Source organism: Burkholderia sp. THE68 (genome assembly GCF_009938265.1).
Taxonomy (GTDB): Bacteria; Pseudomonadota; Gammaproteobacteria; order Burkholderiales; family Burkholderiaceae; genus Caballeronia.
The window spans coordinates 415,061-433,701 of the sequence record NZ_AP022318.1 but is presented as its reverse complement, the minus strand read 5'-3'; the positions used below and the strand labels follow the sequence as shown (position 1 = coordinate 433,701).

Sequence of the window (18,641 nt, the reverse complement as noted above, 5' to 3'; positions counted from 1 at the left end):
CTCAGCCCATTACCGGCAGCGTCTCGATCGCATATGCGTGCCGCAGCGTGCGCCCGAGCACCGGGTCTTCGAGCACTGTCTCGAAGCGCTGCGCCGAGCGAATCCCGCCGATCGCGGCAAGCGTCCCGCAGAGCATCGCGGTTCCATCGGCGAACTCGCCGCCGCGTTGCGCGAACTGATCGAGCAGGTCCTGCGGCGAGCGCATCGCGGTCACCTTGCCGTCCTGATAGAGCACGCGCTCACCGTCGATCGTCGCGTACGAACGCAGCAGCAACGCATCCCAGTGATCCGCCACGTCGCTCAGGCGCCAGAGCGTGCCTGAGCACGGCTTGTCGCACATCTGCTTCGACACGGTGATGCCATAGGCCTCGACCTGCCGATCCGTGTGATCCGAAGCAACGCCGACAAACACTTCGCCGCCGTCCTTCAGCAGCACGAATTCCGCTTCGCCGCTGCTCTGCTCGCCCGAGACCTGCATCGTCGATGCCGGCCCGAGGCGATCGGCCGCCACGCGATAAAACACCGGCGTATAGGCGGGCCGTTTGATGCCCAGTTCTTCGAGTTCGCGAATGTGCTTCTCCATCGCTTCGGTGTCGCGTCCGGTCCAGCCCGCGATGACGAGCGTGTCGATTGAAATGGCGCGCTCGAGACTGCCGTCGCGCGTTTCGATGTTGAATGTGATGGCTTTCATCATTGGCTCCGTTTATTTCGATGCAGCGACTTTGCCGCCGACCAGCGGGCATCGGCTCGCGCCGAGCGGCGCATAAGCGTCCTGCGCCGAAATGGTCTGCCTGATCGCGTAGTAATCCCAAGGCTTCTTCGATTGCTCCGGGCTCTTGACCTCGGCGATGTACATGTCGTGCACCATCAGCCCATCCGCGCGGATCACGCCATTGGTCGCGAAGAAGTCGTTGACGGGCGTCTTGCGCATCTGCGCGAGCACGGCGTCGGAGGCATCGGTGCCGCTCGCCTGCACGGCCTTCAGGTAATGCAACGTCGATGAATAGACGCCCGCCTGGATGAAGGTCGGCATGCGGCCTGTCTTCGCGTAGAAGCGCTGCGACCATGCGCGGCTCGCATCGTCGCGGTCCCAGTAGAACGGCGTCGTCAGCATCATGCCCTGCGCGGACTTGAGGCCGAGACTGTGAACATCGCTGATGAACATCTGCAGGCCCGCGATCTTCTGCTTGCCCGGCGCGTTGATGCCGAATTCACGCGCGGTCTTGATCGCGTTGACGGTATCGGCGCCCGCGTTGGCGAGGCCGATCACCTTCGCGTGCGAGGCCTGCGCCTGCAGCAGATTCGATGACAGGTCCGCGGCATGCATCGGATGCTTCGACTCGCCAAGCACCTTGCCGCCCGTCGCGTTCAACGCCGCCGCGGAATCGCTCTTCAGCGAAGCGCCAAGCGCATAGTCGACGGTCAGGAAGTACCACGAATCGTCTCCGGCGCGCGCCATCGCCTTGACGAGGCTCGTGGTCAGCGCGTAGGTGTCGTACGAATACTGGATCGTGTATGGCGAACACGCCTCGTTGCTGAGCTTGGTCGTGCCCGCGCCGCTCGCGATCGCGATCCTGTGTTTCTCCTTCGCCACGTTCGACACCGCAAGCGCGACGGACGACGGCAACAGGTCCTGCACCATGTCGACCTGCTGATTATCGAACCATTCCCGCGCGACGGTCGCAGCGACATCGGTCTTGTTCTGGTGATCCGCGCTGATCACCTTGACCGGCGCGCCGAGCACCTTGCCGCCGAAATCGTCGACGGCCATCTGCGCCGCCACGACCGAGCCCTTGCCGCCGATATCGGAAAAGATCGACGACATGTCGGTGAGCACGCCGATCTTCACCACGCCGTCGCTGATGCCTGCCGCGTTCGCCGTCATCGCAACGGCGGCGCACGCCGCGGTGCACGCGAGTTGTCTGTACATGGAAGTCTCCTGATATGTATTCTTGAAGCACGCCGCGTCATTGCGGACGCGCGACTGACTCGACACCGATACCCATCGCGAGCAACTGGCGATCGCTCATGTGCCTGCCCATCAACATCAGTCCCACGGGTGCGTCCCCGTTCGCGTGACACGGAATCGACAGCGCGCACAGATCGAGCATGTTGGCGATCGACGGATTGCGCAGCAGCAAGCGATTCGTCGACGTGTACGCGGGTTCCTCGTCGAGGTCCGCGATGCGCGGCGCGACTATCGGCACCGTCGGGCAGACGATGGCGTCGAAGGGACGCAACTCTTCGTCGGCCTGACGGCATAGCTGCGCACGCAACATCAGATTGCGCAGGTATTCGGCCGTGCTGTGCTCGCTACCGAGCCGGATGCGGGCGATCACGCGCGAGTCGTACGCGTCGGCATGACGCTTGATCAATCCGACGTGCCACGCCCATGCTTCGGCCGCGACGAGGCCGCCATGCTGGCCGATCGTCGCGAGGTGCTGCCAGCTGTCGAACGAGACTTCGCGCACGATCACACCCGCCGCCGTCAGACGTGCAATCGCGCGCTCGAACGTGGCGGCGACGTGTGCGTCCAGGTCATCGAGCACGATGTCCTTTGGTATCGCGAGCCGCAGACCGCTCAGCGGCAGCGGCAGGATGTCGGCGGGTTCCGTATGGCCCGCCATGATCGAATCGAGCGCGGCGCAGCACGCGACGCTGGGCGCCATGGACCCGATCGAGTCATAGCTCGACGACAACGGCACCGCGCCTGCGAGCGGGTTGCGCGCGGCTGTCGGCTTGAAGCCCGCGAGGCCGCACAACGCGGCGGGAATTCGGCACGAGCCGCCCGTATCCGAGCCGATCGCGGCAGCGGCCATGCCATCGGTTACCGACACCGCCGCGCCCGACGACGATCCGCCGGGAATCCGCCCGGCGCGCCGGTCGAACGGATTCGCGGGCGTCCCGTAATGCGGATTGATGCCGAGTCCCGAGTACGCGAACTCGGTCATGTTGGTGCGCCCGACGAACACCGCGCCCGCCGCACGCAATCTGCCGATCGCGACGGCGTCGCGCGTGGCGGCCCGCTCGGGAAGGACCCGGCTGCCGGCGCGCGTGATTTCGCCCTGCACGTCGAACAGATCCTTCACCGAGATTGGAATGCCCGAGAGCGGACCCGCGACACCATGGCGACGCAGTGCATCGCTCGCCTTCGCCTGGACTGGTGCTGCGGCACTCGCGCCGTGCGGAAACACGCGCTTTCCTTCGCCCGACTCACCGCCGATTCGTTCGATGCACGACGCGAGAAGCGACGCGGCATCGATACGGCCATCGACGAGTTGGGCACGCAATGAATCGAGAGCGGGCAACATGATCAGGCCGGATCGTAGTAGTGCACTTCGAGCAGCACGCAGCCGCCGTTCGACCTGAACGGGCCATGCCACGCGCCCGGCGGACGCACCGCGTACGTGTATCCTTCGAAGGGCTTGCCGCCCTCGCCTCTCTCGTCATTGCCGACCGTCAGATCGCCCTCGACGAGAAATACTTCCTCCCAGTAGTCGTGGACGAAGGGCTTCGTCGTGTACATCCCGGCGGGAAGGCGCAGCAATCGCGTGCGGCTGCCGCACTTGTTGTCGGTGTCGAGCGCGCCGGAAAGGATCAGCTCCTGTGCGCCGGAACCGGGCGCATAACCTTCCGGCAACTGCCAGCCGTCGGCCATGTCGAGTCCGTGGAACTCATCGTGAAGTTTGTTGATTGCCATGTGGTTCTCCTTTGGGGAAGCGTTGATTGCGTTGAGTCGTTCTCAGGCGGCCTGGCGCGTCTTCGCCAGTTCCGAATCGAGCGAATAGCTGGACAACATGGTGTCGACGAGACCGGTGGCACGGCGCCAGTCGTAGCTGCGATACGCATGACCCTTGGTCACGAAGGACGCGCCCGCATAGAACAACTCGTATTGGTTGTGACGCGAGGCGAACTCCGAGCCGACCGCGTCCCACGCGAGCTTGAAGAACTTCACGCGTTCCTCCGCGCTGCAGATGGGCGACTTCTGCGTCTTCTCGATGATGCGTGCGAGGTCCGGGTTCTCGAAGTCGTGCACGCTCGACGGCAGCATGATCATTCCGCCGCCCGCGAGTTCGCGCAGCGTGGTGAGGATCTTCGAATAGAGCTGCTGCGTAAGCACTTGCGAGCTGTACAGCATGTTTCGGTCGGGCACGTAGTAACCGTTGACGACACTGCCTTTCGCTTCCATGCCGTATACATACGCCTCGACCATCGACGCTTCCGATGCGAGCTGCCCCAGCGTCTCGCGCACTTGCGGAACCGCATTCGTGCCGTTGATTTCCGAAATCCTGAGACCGAGCCCGACGAGAAAACGCAGCTTCGTCATCAGGCGCACCTGACATTGATAGTTCTGGTAGACGTGCGCTGGTGTCACATGAAACTGCTTTGCGCACATCGACACATCGCCGGCGACGAAGATCCGCTCCCACGGCACCTTGACGTCGTCGAAGTACAGCACAGCGTCGTTCTCGTCATAGCGGCTCGACAGCGGGTTGTCGAAAACCGATTGCGCGTGTTCCTCGTACGACTTGCGCGACATCACCTTCATGCCCTTCGCGTTCATCGGAATCGCGAACGACAGCGCGTACATCTCGTCGCCTTCACGCAGCGGCTGAATGCAACTGCAGAAGACTTCGTTCGCCATGATGCCGCTCGTCGCGAGCATCTTCGCGCCTCGCACCGTGATGCCTTCCGCGTCCTGATCGACGATGCCCACCGCGAGATATTTGTCCTCCTGCTCATGCGCCGACTTCGACTGATTCGCCTGCGGATTGACGATCACGTAGGTCAGGAAGAGATCGTTGTCGCGGGCATACTTGTAGTAGTCGCGCAGCGCGCCGGCACGTGCCGGGTCGTATTGCTCGAACAGATCGATGCCCATGACCATGCCCGAGATGCACGACGCGACGTGATCCGGCGAGCGGCCCATGAATCCGAAGTGCAGTTCTGTCCACGCTTCGAGCGCGGAGCGGCGCTCGACCAGTTGCTCATACGACGTCGGCAGTTCCCAGATGCGGCTCACGCGATTGCCCGAATCCGGCGAAACGAAAGTCATCTTCTCGACGTTTTCCGGGCGCGCCTGATAGTCGTAAAGGTTCGCATAGCTGCGAATCGAATTGCGGAATGCGGGGTGCGCGGTGACATCGCCGACTGCCTTGCCGTCGAGATAAACCTGACGTCCGTCGCGCAATGACGCGATGTGTTGAGTGCCGTTCTTGATCATGGTGTTCTCCAGGATGAATTCGTCCGCCGTTTCAGGCCGACGCTGCGTGTACGCCGTTGAGCGTGTGATAGCGGCCGCCGAAGAAAATAAGCGGACGCCCTTGCGAGCGCATGCGATGACGCGTCACGCGGCCGACGAAGATCACGTGGTCACCGCCGTCGTATTGCGCGTAGGGCTCGCATTCGAAGGTTGCGAGGGTGTCGGGAAGCAGGACCGGTTCGTCGCCCGGCTCGTTTGCCGCATCGCGCCAGCCCCATTTGTCGCCGCTGGCCCTCGCGAAACGGTTCGACATGTCTTGCTGCGATTCTTCGAGCACGTTGACCGCGTAGCTGCCGGCCACGCACAGATCGGCGAGGCTGAGGCTGCGCCGGTCCACCGAAAACAGAATCAGCGGCGGATCGAGCGACACCGAATTGAACGACGCGACCGTCATGCCGATCGGCGCTCCTTCGCGCCTCGGCGCCGTGATGACCGCGACACCCGTCGCGAACATGGACAACGCGGACCGAAACTGACGCTGCACTTCCGGATCGCCGCTCTGCCGTACGATGCAATCACTCATCTCGTTCTCCTTCGCGCCGCGCCGCCGGCGACGCCTCTTCGGGGCACATCAATCATTGTTTTTTAGCTTTGTTACATAGCTTTTATTAAATGACAACAATCGGCGTCGTTCAAGCTATCGTTTACCCTCGTTAAAAAAGCTTTGTATGAAAGACAACCCTACCCGGAGAATGGGTGTTGGCCAGAGCACGCAAGTGTCCGGGCTACACTGCGGCCAACTTGCGCTACGCGACGCCTCGCGTTGAAGAAGGCACTGCACTGGAGAACGAACGATGAACTCACGCCCCATCTACATGGACTACAGCGCAACGACGCCCGTCGATCCGCGCGTGGTCGAAAAAATGGTTCCGTACCTTTACGAGCGCTTCGGCAATCCGGCATCGCGCAGCCACGGTTACGGCTGGGAAGCGGAAGAAGCGGTGGGAGCAGCGCGCCGCCATGTGGCCGCTCTGCTGCATGCGGACCCGCGCGAAATCGTCTGGACGTCAGGCGCGACCGAAGGGAACAATCTCGCGATCAAGGGTGCGGTGAACTTCTACAAGGCGCGGGGCCGTCACATCGTCACGGTGAAGACAGAGCACAAGGCGGTGCTGGATACGTGCCGCGAGCTGGAGCGGCAAGGGATCGACGTCACGTATCTGGACGTGGGACACGACGGATTGCTCGACGTCGCCACGGTGCGCGCAGCGCTACGCGCCGACACGGTCCTCGTGTCCGTCATGATGGTCAACAACGAAACCGGCGTGGTGCAGCCGATCGCCGAAATCGGCGCGATGTGCCGAGAAAAAGGCATCGTGTTTCATTGCGACGCAGTGCAGGCGGCAGGCAAGATTACCATCGATGTCGGCGCGCTCGACGTCGATCTGCTGACGGTCACCGCGCACAAGGTCTACGGTCCGAAAGGTATCGGCGCGCTGTATGTTCGGCGCAAGCCGCGCGTGCGGATCGAAGCGCAGATGCACGGCGGCGGTCACGAACGCGGCATGCGCTCGGGCACGCTGCCGACGCATCAGATCGTTGGCATGGGTGAAGCGTTCCGGCTCGCGAAGGAAGAGATGGAAGTGGAAAACCGGCGAGTCGGTGCGTTGCGCGACCGGCTGCTCGCGGGCCTCATGGAGCTGGATGAGGTCTACGTCAACGGCGACATGACGCAGCGCATCGCGCACAATCTGAACGTCAGCTTCGCCTTCGTCGAAGGCGAATCGCTCATCATGGGCATCAAGGGTGTCGCGGTGTCGTCGGGGTCGGCGTGCACGTCGGCGTCGCTGGAACCCTCATACGTGTTGCGCGCGCTCGGCCGCAGCGATGAACTGGCGCACAGCTCGATCCGCTTCACGCTCGGCCGCTTCACGACCGAGGCGGAAGTTGACGAAGTGATCCGCCAGGTTCAGGAGACCGTGATCAGGCTGCGCGCGCTGAGCCCGTTGTGGGACATGCATCTGGAAGGCGTCGACCTGAACACGATCCAGTGGGCCGAGCACTGATCATGCTGGCCGCGGCGCTGTCACGACTTTTCCTGCCGCGCGATCAGATGCGAGAGATCGAGCGTCGCGCGATCGCCATTGGCGACAAGCCGGTCGACGACCGAGCACAGCGCCTTGAACTCGGTCTTCGTCACGCCTTCGAACAGCACGTTGTTGATGCGCTGCTGCGTCGCGGCCAGTTCGCGAAGCAGCTTCGTCCCGGCCGATGTCACCGTGAGACGCAGCTTGCGTTTGTCGTCGGGGTCCGAGCGTTTATCGATGAAGCCAAGCTTCTTGAGCTTGCCCGTTTCGATCGTGACGAACGCGCCACTCAGATGGAGATGATCCGCCAGCCGGTTCACCGTCACCGCCTCGCCGTGCGAAAGATGCGCGACGGAAACGAGCAGCGAATACTGGATGCCGGTCAGGCCGATGAGCGTTCCGAAGCCGTCGCGCACGGACAGAAGCCGGGCAGCGAACGGCAGGAGACCGTTGATCAGATGGCGGAATTCCGTGTCCGCCCCGTCGACGAGACACGCTGGATTGGTAATCGTCAGAGCGGATTCGTCGTTCTGCTTCGGCATGACACTCAAACTCCCGGATGCTAATCCATTTACCTTTGTAAGATAATTATACGTCAAAGCTTGAAAAGGAGATTTTAGCCATGAACCCTGCGATATCGGCCTCTTCTGCCCGGTCGTTGCTCGAATGTTACGTCCGCGCGAAGGATCGGAACCGGCCCGAAATGATCCTGGACTGCTTCGCTGTCGACGCCGAACTGACGTTCGACATTGCGACTGACGCAATCGATTTTCCCCGCAGCGTGACCGGCGCAGCGGCGATCGCCAGGACGCTGGTCGCCGACTTCGGCGAGCGGTTCGAAAGTTGCCGGACTTATTACGTCTGTGCCGCGCCGCAAGTGGATGCCGACGGCATCTGCACGATGCCCTGGCTCGTCGCGATGCGACAGAAGGACAACGGCGCGCTGCGGCTTGGACGAGGCGAATATCGGTGGCGCATCGCGCGCATGGGCGATGGGTCCGACAGAATCGTCGGGCTGCACATCGCCATCGAGCGCATGGATACGATCGACGATCCGGGCTCGGCCACGCTTCGGTCCTTGCAGGACACGCTGAGCTATCCGTGGCTGACGCCGACGGAACTGTTGGCGCGAATGGACTCGTCGGCGTTGTTCGCGGGAATTGGACCAACGACCCGCATTCGCGGCGAGCCGGTCTCGGGGACTGGGAACATCGAAAAGCCCATGAGCTGACGACCGGTCTCAGACGTGAAGCAGACTGACGAACAGCGTTACCCAGCGGATCTTGATTCGCGGCTCATGGCTGACTACAGCGTATCCACAAGCGGTCTTCTGGAATCCGCGAAGAACTCGTAAAAATGTATGATCAGCCTGATTTCTGCAACCTCGATCTGTGACCTAAGATAGAAGGGCTTGCGCAAATGTATCCCGCTCGAAATGGGCGCGGATCGGAGCGCCCGGCCCTCGATGAGAAGCCGCACCCAACTATCCTCAAAAACCCCTCAGTCTGCACGACTGGATTTTATGTCGGGTTTTCAATTGGGCCGTGAGCCGTTTGTCTTCATCACAGGTCAGTGGTCGCAAAAGCAGGCGGGCAAGCTGTTCAAGCGATAGCCGGTTGCGCCCGGTACTCGCCACCTTTGGCCAGAATCGCCCAAACGATTCTGGCCATTTTGTTGGCAAGTGCGCAGGCGACGACATTGCTGTGACGGCGACGCAGCAGGGCTCGTAGCCAGCGACCGAGCGCGTCCGTTCGCCGCTCGGCAAACCGCATCACCGCGCGTGCGCCTTGGACCAGCAGGCTGCGCAACTGCTTGTTGCCGCGCTTCGAAATCCCTAGGAGGGTCGCTTGGCCACAGGTCAAATGCTGGCGCGGCACCAGTCCTAAGGAAGCAGCGAAGTCACGACCACACTTGAATGCACGCGCGTCGCCGGCCATGGCCAGCAAGCTGCTGGTGGTGACAGGACCGATTCCCGGAATCGTGAGCAGGCGCTGGCCGGCTTCATCTTCGAGCGTCTGCTGCTTGATTTGCGTCTCAAGCTCGACGATTTCCTGACTCCACCTTGCGTAGCGCTGATGCAAGCGCAGCAACAAGGCCACCATCGTGGGCGGCAATGCATGCCTAGGCTCATCCAGAAGCACCGGCAAGCGCGTGGTGGCCAGCGCGCCGATTGGCAGATCGATGCCGAATTCGAGCAGGAACGCATGAATCTGATTACTGGTTGCCTTGCGTTCGCGCACAAGTGATTCGCGCACCCGATCTAGCGCGAGCAGCGTCTGCTGTTCGGCTGTCTTGACGGCGACAAAGCGCATAGTGGACCGAGAGGCGGCTTCACAAATCGCTTCTGCGTCGGCGAAGTCAGTCTTGTTGCCCTTAACGAACGGCCGGACAAACTGCGACGCAATCAAGCGAACCTGATGCCCATACGACTGACCTTTGCGCCCCAGCCAATGCGCGCCAGCGCAAGCTTCCATCGCTAAAACAGCGGCGGGACACGTAGCCAAACATGCGTAGAGCTGCTTGCGCGTCATCTTCTTGCGCCAAATCTGCGTGCCGCGTGCGTCCTGCGCATGCGCATGCGCATGCGCGAAGAAGCAATGCTTGCCCAGATCAATACCGATGAGCGTCGCGTTGATCATGACGGCCTCCGGAAAAACGAGATGGCCCGATTAGCGTAAGCCGATCGGGCCATTTCGGTCAGGCTGACCATCTCATTAAAGCCGCTCCAGGGAGCGGCTTTCGACACCTGCGGCTAACGCCCCGTCAGTCATCAAGCAACGACAAATCCCTCACCGCGCCCTTGTCCGCCGACATCACCAGCTTCGCATACGCCTTCAGCGCCGCCGACACCTTACGCGGACGCGCCTTCACAGGCTTCCAGCCCTTCGCATTCTGCTCCTCGCGACGACGCGCGAGTTCTTCATCCGACAGCAGCACGTCGATCGTGCGATTGGGAATGTCGATACGAATCTTGTCGCCATCGCGCACGAGACCGATCGCGCCGCCCGCCGCCGCTTCGGGCGAACAATGGCCGATCGACAGGCCCGAGGTACCGCCCGAAAAACGTCCGTCGGTCAGGAGCGCGCACGCCTTGCCGAGACCCTTCGACTTGATATAGCTCGTCGGGTACAGCATTTCCTGCATGCCGGGGCCGCCCTTCGGACCTTCATAACGGACGATGACGACATCGCCAGCCTTGACCTTGTCGTTGAGAATGTTCTCGACGGCCTCATCCTGCGATTCCGTGACATGCGCCGTGCCTTCGAACACGAGGATGCTTTCATCGACGCCCGCGGTCTTCACGACGCAGCCATCCAGCGCGATATTGCCCCGCAGCACCGCGAGACCGCCTTCCTTCGAAAACGCATGCTCGTACGAACGGATGCAGCCTTCCGCACGGTCCGTGTCGAGGCTCGGCCAGCGCGTGTTCTGGCTGAACGCCGTTTGCGTCGGAATACCCGCGGGGCCGGCCATGTAGAAGGTCCGCACCGCTGCGTCCTCGGTGCGCTTGACGTCCCACTGATCGAGCGCGTCCTTGAGCGTCGGCGCGTGCACGGTCGGCACGTCGGTATGCAGCTTGCCCGCGCGATCCAGTTCGCCCAGGATCGCCATGATGCCGCCCGCGCGATGCACGTCCTCGATGTGATACTTGTTCGTGTTCGGCGCGACCTTGCACAACTGCGGCACGGTGCGCGACAGGCGATCGATGTCCGTCATCGAGAAGTCGATCTCGGCTTCGCGCGCGATGGCCAGCAGGTGCAGGATCGTGTTGGTCGAGCCGCCCATCGCAATGTCGAGCGTCATCGCATTTTCGAACGCCTTGAAGCCGACCGAGCGCGGCAGCACGCGCGCCTCTTCCTGCTCGTAGTAACGGCGCGCCAGCTCGACGATGCCGCGTCCCGCGCGCTTGAACAGCTGCTCGCGGTCGCCGTGCGTCGCGACGACGGTGCCGTTGCCGGGCAGCGAAAGGCCGAGCGCTTCGGTGAGGCAGTTCATCGAGTTGGCCGTGAACATGCCCGAGCACGAGCCGCAGGTCGGGCACGCGGAGCGTTCCACTTCGGCCACTTCGGCGTCGGAGTAGGACGCATCGGCGGCGATCACCATCGCATCGACGAGATCGAGCTTCTTCAGTTCGATCGCCTTGGTCTTCGGATTGGCGAGGCGCGTCTTGCCCGCTTCCATCGGACCGCCGGACACGAAGATCACGGGGATGTTCAGGCGCATCGCGGCCATCAGCATGCCGGGCGTGATCTTGTCGCAGTTCGAGATGCAGACCATGGCGTCGGCGCAGTGCGCGTTGACCATGTATTCGACCGAATCCGCGATGATGTCGCGGCTCGGCAGCGAATACAGCATGCCGTCGTGACCCATCGCGATGCCGTCATCGACGGCGATCGTGTTGAATTCCTTCGCCACGCCGCCCGCAGCCTCGATCTCGCGCGCGACGAGCTGGCCCAGGTCCTTCAGGTGCACGTGTCCCGGCACGAACTGGGTAAACGAATTGACGACGGCGATGATCGGCTTCGAGAAGTCTTCGTCTTTCATGCCGGTGGCGCGCCAGAGCGAGCGCGCCCCGGCCATGTTGCGGCCGGCGGTGGAGGTTTTGGAACGGTATGTGGGCATCGTGGTTGCTGTTGAAATGTCGCGGGGTCAGAGCGGGCCACGAGGGTAACGGCCCTTGCGCGCCGGGATCGGCGACCTTTTGGGTCGCTTTTGAGTCGGGAAGGCGCGAATTTTGGGATTATCCCATAACTGTTTCGTCCAATCCGCGCGCCGGCTTGGTCGAAGCACCGCGGATCAAGGCCGCAGAGGTCGCGATGGCCCGACGAGCGAGCGCCAGCGCGCCGCCAGTCGAAGTGCTCCGTCCAGCCAGACATTGCGGGCCGGCGACCCCCGCCCGGCTGAACGGCGCGCATCGAGTTCACACAATATGCGTTCTGGCGTCGTGAACCGGCCGGTCGTCTCGCTGACATACGTCGGGTAGAGAATCAGGGTCGCCGCAACCAGCATGTCGAGCGAGATGCGCCGTTCACGCCGCGCGACGCGATGCCGGTCGTCCGTGAGGCCCCAGCCCGCGTAAAACGGCAGCCCGTGCGCCGTCACCGGCTTGCCGTGCAGAAGTGCTTCAAAGCCCGCGAGCGACGTCATGACGTGCACTGCATCGACCTCGCGGATCACATCGATGATCGAATGATCGTGAAGCACTTCATCGCAAAGACGCGAGCTCTCGTGGCGCGGCACGGCGCCGGGACGCAAGCCCGCGACCACATCCGGATGAGGCTTGTAGACGATGTGGGCATCCGGTTCCTCACGCCGCACCGCTTCCAGAAAGGCAAGATTGGTTCTTATCTCCACGCCGCCATAGGTCAGCGACGCGTCGCCCTCGACCTGCCCGGCGACGAGCACGACGCGGCTCGCCGACGCCGGACGCCGCCACTGCGTGCCGCCCAGGTTGTACTTGGTGAGGCGCCGGGCAACGATGCTCTCGCGCAAACGCGCCGCACGTTCGAGCAGTGCCGAATCGAACTGCGCGTGCGAAAGAATATGCTCGATGCGCGACGCCGCTCGCGCGTCATAGTAGACACCACGATCATCGAGCACCCACGATGAAGGCTTGACGAGCGCCGCGCCCAGTCCGACCGAACGCACGAAGCCGTCTTCGACCCGGATGAGCATGCGGCCAACATCGGGCGAAGCGGTATCGACCGCCTTGCTCCCCCAGACGGCCAGCGCCTGCGCGCCGGCCGGTATTTTTCGGACGTGGCGCACGAACTTCACGTCGCTGCCACCGAAGAAGGCTCGGGCAATCGGCTTCTTCCATCGGGAGAATCCAAGCGCGTGAATGGTCTCAGGGAACCGCGCGCGCATCCGCCTCTGCAATGCGATGTGCTCGATCGCCGTCTCGACCTCGCAGCGCACGCCCTGCTCGGGATCGACATAACGGGGATACGCGACGAGCGCGGCGAACACCAGGTCCTCCAGCGTGACGACCCGGCGACGCTCAGGCGGGACAAGGGCGTCAGCGCTCAGACCCCAGCCCGCGTAGAACGGCATGCCGAAGGTGCGCACCGCGCGCCCCCAGAGGAGCGCCTCGAAGCCAATCTGCGAGCTGACCGCATAGACCGCCTTCGCGTGCTCGATAAGATCGGGCGCATGAATATGCTGCCCAAGGACCTCGACCCGCGACGCCATGCCCGGCGTAAGCGCATCAAAATGTCCGGCTTTGCGGCCCGCAAAGACATCCGGGTGAACCTTCAGAATGACCTTGCTGCCCGGATGTTCGTCGAGCGCGGCCTCGAGCATCTTCCTGAACGCGTCGGATGTCGCGAGCGCGCCGTCGATCGATGCGTCGCCGTTCGTCTGATCGGCCACGAGCACGTAATCGCGCTGCGCAATCACGCAGTCTCGAGCATGGTTGTATTTCGATAGCCGATGCGCGCGCCATGCGTCTATCAGTGCGCGGGTGCGATCGAGCGACTCATGTGGACACCCGGTTGCGATGAGCTGTTCCAGGCGCGAACTCTGCCGCGCGTCGTAATAGATGCCGATGTCGTCGATGGCGAGCGACAGCGCCTGCGTGTCCGTGCCATCCCCCGCTGATCGCAGGAAACCATCTTCGAGGAGCCAGCAGGGCAAACCGCTCTGCCCCGCCAGTTCCCGCGCAAGTTTCCCGCTGCGTTTATTGCCCCAGCCCGCAATCGCCGAATATCGTTCCGCGAGATCGCGTCGGAACCGGCGGAGAACGTCGACAGGCGCGCCAAGGTGCACGTCGATGAACTGACGGCTGACGATGCCAGCCGAAGTAACGGCGATATTCAAGCGATGATCATTCATCTTTATGGAGCGGAAGCCTTCTTGCAGCGATCAAACATGGCCATCGACGTCTACGAACGCCGAACCTGGATTCGGCGCGATCAGCATGGCATTGGGATGCCGGGCGGCGCCGTCATCATCGAATAATAGATAATCGCGCGCGGCCGGGCGACCGATGGTCTTTTCCGACGAAGTCTCGGCCGCGTTGCGGATCGACGCGCCGCCGTGCGTGCAGAGCGTCACGCCCGACATCTGACGTGCTGCAAGTGCAACATCGTCAGCAGCAAGTGCGCTGAAGGCACTCGCTTCGACTTCACGCCACAGGCGCTCGCGTGCCAGCGCCTCGTCGCCCGACCACCACTGGGCGAAAGCGAGCATCCGGGAAGCGTGACGGCGTTCCGACAACGACGCCGCCGCATGCTCCACCCTGCTCCACGTAGCCGCTGCGAGCGTCCAGTCCTCGCGTTCCGTCGCGACTTCACCCAAGGCTCGCATGACGGCGATATCGCCCGGCCTTCTCTCCAGCATGGCCGACAAAACGGTTTGCGCCTCTTCCGGTCGCTCATCGGCGCGCAACGCTTCGACGAGCTTCATCGAAGCGTCATTGTGCGCGGCTGAATCGTCCGGTGAAATCAGCGCGAGTACGCTGCGCCAGCCGTCGCATGCCACACTCCATCGTGATTCGGCAGATGCGATGGACGCGAACGCGCATACCGCCTCCAGATCGGCGGGCCGTTTTGCGATGAGTGCCGAAGCGAACAGATCGAGGCCTTTCAGCTTGCCGAGCGCTTGCCGCGCGATAACGAGGCCGCGAGCGACGCGGCCGAGCCGCGAACCGCAAGGCGTAGCGTCGGCCTTCGCGAATCCCTTTTCCGCGCTCAGGTAGTCGCAGATGGCGAGCGCCAGTTCAGCCGTTTCGAGATGAACGAAAACGTCGTCCGGATACATCGCTTGTGCCATGCCGAGAATCTGCTGCGCAGTCTCGATCTCGCCAAGCCGACGATGCATTGCGCACAGCGTCAGCGCAACGTCGAGTTCATGCGCCGATTCGCTGGCTTGAATGTCACCCAGGCTATCGACGAACATCGACGATGCTTCGTGTGCTTCCGTCCAGCGAACGTCACTCCACGTCTCCTGCTCGTCTGCGAGCGCATCGAATGCGGCCGCGCTGACTTCGCACAGCGGGGTAAGGCGCAGCGCTCGCATCCACGTGCCTCGCGCCATCATGAAATCGCCCTGCGCTTCGGAGAGCGCCGCCAGCGTCGCCATCGCGCGTCCGGTGGTTTCGGCATCGACATCGGGATGCGCCGAGCTGAGCACTGCGAGCGCGAAGCGTCGGGCGAGCGCGAAGTCGTGCATCTCGAATGCGGCGCGGCTCATGTGCGCGAACTCGGGCAGTGCGACGTGATCATCCGCCGGGCCGTCGAGCAGTTGCGCGGCATGCTTCAGCGCGTCGGCGTCGCGCTTCGCATGCATCAGCGCGCGAATCAGTTGATGCCGCGCGTGGACGGACACCTGCGCGTCATTCGCGTCATGCAGGTCCGAAACACAGGTGACGACGTGATCCCAGCGTGCAGCGGCTTCGTCCCAGTCCTCGAACATCGAAGCGATTTCGGCGTATTCGATCGCGGCCGCGATGTCCCTCTGCGGCCCGACGTTCGCGGTATCGAGGACACCTCGTGCCGCATGTGCGTCGCCGAGCCTGCGCCAAGCCTGCGAGCTGCGTAGCGCAGCCTGCGTCCGTTGCTCCGAAGTGAGTCCGCTCATCGCTTCGATGGATGCAGCCCGCTCAACGGCGACGCTCCACTTTTCCGCCGCAATCGCCTGTTCGAGACCTTCGATTGCCTGCTTCGCGGTGAGCGGAGATGCGACGGCGGGTTTGTCGAGCGCCGCGATCGCCTCGTAGGTGCGTTCGCAGTTGCGGCCATCGCGCAACGGCAGGAAAGCTTCGGCGCGAGCGTGATACTCGGGAGACATCTGGCCGCCGTTCGTGAGAATCGCGGATACTGCTTCGAGCACTTCTGCGCGCTGCTCGCATACCGGACCAAAACCGTCGGCGTCGAAGTCGAAATAGCCCTTCTTGACGATATGACTGCCTGAATACACTTCCGCACGATCGAACTGAAAATACACGATGGGCCGTCGCATCAGCGCAAACTCGAAGCCGACCGACGAGTAGTCCGTGATCATCACCGCTGCTGATTCGAATACATCCTGGATGCTACCGTCGTTATGCAATAAGAGTTCAACGTTGTCCGGAAGATCGAATAGATGACCGTAGGACTGCACGTTCGCATGAGGATAAAAAACGATGCGATATCCATGAGCCCGCGCCAGGTCAGAAAGCGCGTCGCTACGAAGCAAACCGTTCCATTCCTGGAAGTAGGTGCTCTCCGCGAAGTTCCGATTCATGTCCCGGCGAGACGTCCCAGGCACCGTTGCGCCCATCAAGGATTTGCGCCACGTCGGCATGACGAGCACGATTTTTTGTTGAAGAGGTGCACGGACGAGCCGGTCATGACGGGGAAATCCGCTCAATACCACTTCCCGAGTCGAGAACTTATATGGCGTTCCTGCACTCGCGATTGAGTCGAACTCGCGCGGAGCCGACGTCACGAGGCAATCGATCGCCTTGGAATTGAACCAGTCGGACATGTCGTGCATCGTCACCCCGTGTTGCAGGAAAGTCAGACGATAATCCAGACTTCCAAACAGCTTGGGCGACACCACGTTGAGAATGTACGCGTCGATGTGCGATGACGCGAAGTGCGAGCAATTCAGCATCAAAAGCTTATGCCGAAGCCCACCGAACGGGACGAGCCGAAACCCTTCGCGCTTGAGCCGCTTCCAATCATGCGATGAGCGCGCCAGCAGGAAAAAAGCATTGATCTCAGGCCGCGATTCTTGCAAGTACCGATACAAATGCTCGGCGTTATCGTCGGCCTGCACCTCGCGATCCATCAACGCCCACGCGCCCTGATATTTAGTCTGCACTGCTGGAAGTCTCGCCAGCCAACGGACGATCCGGGTAGTCAAACCCCGGCTTCCTGACGCATTGCGCCGGTCGGCCTCGAAATGTGCGCGGATTTCGACAGTCGCCAGCGATGCATATCGCTTGCCCTTGAGCGTTAAACGGACTTCCTCGCAATCGAGCATGACCGACAGGCTGGCGTGTTGCCGAAGAGGCAGCCAGACGATCCTCTCCTGCACGAAGGGTGAGCCGGCGAAAATGTGGCTGCGCGAAGTCGCAAATACAGGCGCGATCTCAACGCCGTTCAACCGGAACGATTCAAAGGCCGGCGCCGCCGCGAAGTATCTCAACTTGATCAGTTGACGGGCAAAGTCGACGCCGTCGACATAGACAATCTGATACTTCGGGTTTTCGCCCTTGAACATCGCCATCAGGCCGACTCGCTGCATGAACCAGATGCCACCCAGTTCGAATTTTTCGATCGTGTCCGTATCGATATGAGCGAAGATTTCGTGCAGCAACTCGACGAATCGCGTTCGTTGCTCGGCGCTCAGAAACGCCAGATGGTCGTCCTTGTTGACGAGACGCTTGAAGTACCAAATCAGGTGATAGAGCGCCACGCGTTGTACGAACACCGGCACGCCACCCGTTCGCTCAGACCAGCTGCGCATCAACGCAAGAACGCCATGCTCCAGCACGTCCGCGTAGAGACCTTCCTTTTCCCACGAGGTATCGAGTGTGGAGGAGCCGTCGGCGCGCTTGCGGTAATAGTATTTCGAGGCTTCGCAGAATACCGAGCGCCGATTTTCCGTGTGCAACAGGTAGCTGTTGACGAAGTGGGCGTCCTCGAAATTCGGCTTGATGCGCTCGTCGAACCTGACTTCATTGCGCCCGATCACTTCCGCGTCAAAAAATGCCGTCGGCGCGGACAGTTGAATGTGAGCCGTCGACTTCGAGAAGTCCACGATCTGCGTGCCTTTCGCGAACCGATACTTCAACGGATGCGTGTCGGAGATCCGTTTGCCCTGCATGAAGTAGAGGATCAAGTTACACGACACCATCGCCGGCGGCTGCTTCGCCGCCGCAATGACCTTGTCTACCTGCTCGAAGTAATCGGGCGAAACGAAGTCGTCCGGATCGATGAACGTGACCCAGCTTCCAGTCGCAAACTCGAGTCCGAGATTCCGCGCCGACGCCTGGCCACCGTTCTCCTTTCGCACATACTTGATGCTGTCCGGATACTTGCGCTGCCACTTCCTGATGATGCGCGCCGAGTCGTCCGGCGACCCATCGTCCACCATGACGAGTTCGATGCAATCCCGAAAGTCGAGCGTCTGTGCAACCAGACTGCGGAAATACTCATCGAGATACGGCGCGACGTTATACACGGCACTCACCACCGAATATCGCCGCGCGCTCTTCACCGACCCGGCCGCCGACGGTGTCTTGGAGTTGCCTCGTATCGCGGCAAGCTGGCGCTTGCGATTCTCGATGAAGTCATCGATGAACTTGCCCGGATCGCGGCGAAGCTTGCGAAATTTCTTTCCAAATGTACTCATGTGCGACT

General features: G+C 62.1%; 13 protein-coding genes. 2 read left to right on the top strand and 11 right to left on the bottom strand.

The annotated features are described in order from the left end of the window. Position 1: 1 nt before the first annotated feature. The 6 genes from BTHE68_RS27915 to BTHE68_RS27890 are packed head-to-tail and all read right to left on the bottom strand — an operon-like array spanning position 2 to position 5,786. Positions 2 to 691, bottom strand: a complete 690-nt coding sequence (locus BTHE68_RS27915) for a DUF2848 domain-containing protein (RefSeq protein WP_162069725.1) — start codon at positions 689 to 691, stop codon at positions 2 to 4. Positions 692 to 703: 12 nt separating this feature from the next. Then, a complete protein-coding gene (locus BTHE68_RS27910; RefSeq protein WP_162069539.1) occupies positions 704 to 1,930 on the bottom strand; it encodes an ABC transporter substrate-binding protein in 1,227 nt (408 codons plus the stop codon). Between the two features lie 37 nt (positions 1,931 to 1,967). Beyond that, positions 1,968 to 3,311 carry an amidase gene (locus BTHE68_RS27905; RefSeq protein WP_162069538.1) on the bottom strand — a complete coding sequence of 448 codons (1,344 nt, stop codon included), beginning with the start codon at positions 3,309 to 3,311 and terminating at the stop codon, positions 1,968 to 1,970. A 2-nt stretch (positions 3,312 to 3,313) separates the two neighbouring features. Further along, entirely contained in the window at positions 3,314 to 3,700 is a 387-nt protein-coding gene (locus BTHE68_RS27900; protein WP_162069537.1) for a cupin, read from the bottom strand. A gap of 42 nt (positions 3,701 to 3,742) precedes the next feature. Then, positions 3,743 to 5,224, bottom strand: coding sequence for a 4-hydroxyphenylacetate 3-hydroxylase family protein (locus BTHE68_RS27895; protein WP_162069536.1), 1,482 nt, complete (start codon positions 5,222 to 5,224; stop codon positions 3,743 to 3,745). A 31-nt stretch (positions 5,225 to 5,255) separates the two neighbouring features. Beyond that, on the bottom strand, positions 5,256 to 5,786 hold the full coding sequence (locus tag BTHE68_RS27890) for a flavin reductase family protein (RefSeq protein WP_162069535.1): 531 nt from the start codon (positions 5,784 to 5,786) through the stop codon (positions 5,256 to 5,258). Positions 5,787 to 6,057: 271 nt separating this feature from the next. On the opposite strand from BTHE68_RS27890, the gene BTHE68_RS27885 reads away from it, so the two are divergent. Then, the gene (locus BTHE68_RS27885) at positions 6,058 to 7,269 is read left to right on the top strand and encodes an IscS subfamily cysteine desulfurase (RefSeq protein ID WP_162069534.1); all 1,212 of its coding nucleotides are present in this window, start codon (positions 6,058 to 6,060) and stop codon (positions 7,267 to 7,269) included. A 20-nt stretch (positions 7,270 to 7,289) separates the two neighbouring features. On the opposite strand, the gene BTHE68_RS27880 is transcribed toward BTHE68_RS27885, so the two are convergent. After that, positions 7,290 to 7,832 (bottom strand): MarR family winged helix-turn-helix transcriptional regulator, encoded by a 543-nt coding sequence (locus tag BTHE68_RS27880; protein ID WP_162069533.1) that lies wholly within the window; start codon positions 7,830 to 7,832, stop codon positions 7,290 to 7,292. 80 nt (positions 7,833 to 7,912) lie between these two features. Here BTHE68_RS27880 and BTHE68_RS27875 point away from each other — a divergent pair, with 80 nt between their 5' ends. Further along, entirely contained in the window at positions 7,913 to 8,521 is a 609-nt protein-coding gene (locus tag BTHE68_RS27875) for a nuclear transport factor 2 family protein (protein WP_162069532.1), read from the top strand. 370 nt (positions 8,522 to 8,891) lie between these two features. On the opposite strand, the gene BTHE68_RS27870 is transcribed toward BTHE68_RS27875, so the two are convergent. The 4 genes from BTHE68_RS27870 to BTHE68_RS27855 all read right to left on the bottom strand — a co-directional run bounded on the left by BTHE68_RS27870 (position 8,892) and on the right by BTHE68_RS27855 (position 18,633). After that, positions 8,892 to 9,929: an IS110 family RNA-guided transposase gene (locus BTHE68_RS27870; RefSeq protein ID WP_162069531.1), complete on the bottom strand. Its 1,038-nt coding sequence runs from the start codon at positions 9,927 to 9,929 to the stop codon at positions 8,892 to 8,894. 124 nt (positions 9,930 to 10,053) lie between these two features. Then, positions 10,054 to 11,913, bottom strand: coding sequence for a dihydroxy-acid dehydratase (gene ilvD, locus BTHE68_RS27865; protein ID WP_162069530.1), 1,860 nt, complete (start codon positions 11,911 to 11,913; stop codon positions 10,054 to 10,056). A gap of 174 nt (positions 11,914 to 12,087) precedes the next feature. Next, entirely contained in the window at positions 12,088 to 14,124 is a 2,037-nt protein-coding gene (locus BTHE68_RS27860) for a capsule polysaccharide biogenesis protein (RefSeq protein WP_232078116.1), read from the bottom strand. Positions 14,125 to 14,154: 30 nt separating this feature from the next. Beyond that, complete coding sequence (locus BTHE68_RS27855; protein ID WP_162069528.1) at positions 14,155 to 18,633, bottom strand: CDP-glycerol glycerophosphotransferase family protein; 4,479 nt, start codon at positions 18,631 to 18,633, stop codon at positions 14,155 to 14,157. Positions 18,634 to 18,641: the final 8 nt, after the last annotated feature.

Excerpts from the sequence above, each read along its gene's own strand:
- BTHE68_RS27910 (WP_162069539.1), bottom strand. The coding sequence starts at position 1,930 with ATGTACAGACAACTCGCGTGCACCGCGGCGTGCGCCGCCGTTGCGATG.
- BTHE68_RS27915 (WP_162069725.1), bottom strand. The coding sequence starts at position 691 with ATGAAAGCCATCACATTCAACATCGAAACGCGCGACGGCAGTCTCGAG.
- BTHE68_RS27890 (WP_162069535.1), bottom strand. The coding sequence starts at position 5,786 with ATGAGTGATTGCATCGTACGGCAGAGCGGCGATCCGGAAGTGCAGCGT.
- BTHE68_RS27855 (WP_162069528.1), bottom strand. The coding sequence starts at position 18,633 with ATGAGTACATTTGGAAAGAAATTTCGCAAGCTTCGCCGCGATCCGGGC.
- ilvD (WP_162069530.1), bottom strand. The coding sequence starts at position 11,913 with ATGCCCACATACCGTTCCAAAACCTCCACCGCCGGCCGCAACATGGCC.
- BTHE68_RS27895 (WP_162069536.1), bottom strand. The coding sequence starts at position 5,224 with ATGATCAAGAACGGCACTCAACACATCGCGTCATTGCGCGACGGACGT.
- BTHE68_RS27885 (WP_162069534.1), top strand. The coding sequence starts at position 6,058 with ATGAACTCACGCCCCATCTACATGGACTACAGCGCAACGACGCCCGTC.
- BTHE68_RS27905 (WP_162069538.1), bottom strand. The coding sequence starts at position 3,311 with ATGTTGCCCGCTCTCGATTCATTGCGTGCCCAACTCGTCGATGGCCGT.
- BTHE68_RS27875 (WP_162069532.1), top strand. The coding sequence starts at position 7,913 with ATGAACCCTGCGATATCGGCCTCTTCTGCCCGGTCGTTGCTCGAATGT.
- BTHE68_RS27870 (WP_162069531.1), bottom strand. The coding sequence starts at position 9,929 with ATGATCAACGCGACGCTCATCGGTATTGATCTGGGCAAGCATTGCTTC.
- BTHE68_RS27880 (WP_162069533.1), bottom strand. The coding sequence starts at position 7,832 with ATGCCGAAGCAGAACGACGAATCCGCTCTGACGATTACCAATCCAGCG.
- BTHE68_RS27900 (WP_162069537.1), bottom strand. The coding sequence starts at position 3,700 with ATGGCAATCAACAAACTTCACGATGAGTTCCACGGACTCGACATGGCC.
- BTHE68_RS27860 (WP_232078116.1), bottom strand. The coding sequence starts at position 14,124 with ATGAATGATCATCGCTTGAATATCGCCGTTACTTCGGCTGGCATCGTC.